At 41.8% G+C, this 672-nt stretch carries 2 protein-coding genes; one reads left to right on the top strand and one right to left on the bottom strand.

Features of this window, described 5'->3' with window-relative positions:
• Positions 1-288: transposase (locus ACCI49_RS24975; RefSeq protein WP_371838736.1), on the bottom strand; the 288-nt coding region annotated here is incomplete at its 3' end.
• Positions 289-362: 74 nt separating this feature from the next.
• Between ACCI49_RS24975 and ACCI49_RS24970 the strand changes: the two genes are divergently transcribed.
• Positions 363-614, top strand: coding sequence for a hypothetical protein (locus ACCI49_RS24970; RefSeq protein ID WP_371841965.1), 252 nt, complete (start codon positions 363-365; stop codon positions 612-614).
• The last annotated feature ends 58 nt before the right edge of the window (positions 615-672 follow it).

Raw genomic sequence — 672 nt, 5'->3', positions numbered from 1 at the left:
GTCCTCCGGGTTTAGGCTGAGAAATCGACAAAATGAAAATCGATCGCGTATCTGATATTCCAGCTCATCATCCGATAGGTTATATAAATGCTGTAATACAAGTGCCTTGAACATCAGTACCTTATCAAAGGGTCTTCTTCCAGCATTACTCTTTCTTGGAAGTGTGGGGATTTTATTCAAAGTACTCCGGAAGTCCTCCCAGTCAATCAACTTACGAAGAGCAACCAGTGGATCACGTTCATTTAGCTTGCGATGGCGGTCATCAAGACCGAAAAAACTCGGCTGCATTTGACAATAACCTTTACTAGTGAGCGTTTAGACTATTTTACCGGAAATTAGTGAATTTTTAGAGGTGCCCTATAGTGATACTTGGAGCTGTGACGGTATTTCTGATTTTGGTATTCAGTTTTGTCAACATTCAGCAAGGCGGAAGGAATCTTGATCAGCTCTTAAAGGAGGTGTCGGCTTCGGCTGAAATAGATGCTCAAAATGAGATAAATTCAGGAGATTTTGATTTTCTGGCTGAAGCCTATGGCTTTGGCGATTCTGGTAGAAGAGTTCCAGGTATAGGATTTGAAAAATACAATAAATGTGTAAAGGAAGTAGCTTCGTAAGCGGTACATGAACCACATTGTTCAACTTGCTTTGGCAGGCTGCCAAGATACCCCCTCC

The organism is Microbulbifer epialgicus, assembly GCF_041447265.1.
Taxonomy (GTDB): domain Bacteria; phylum Pseudomonadota; class Gammaproteobacteria; order Pseudomonadales; family Cellvibrionaceae; genus Microbulbifer; species Microbulbifer epialgicus.
The sequence above is the reverse complement of the archived record's forward strand: the minus strand, read 5'-3'. Positions and strand labels throughout refer to the sequence as shown.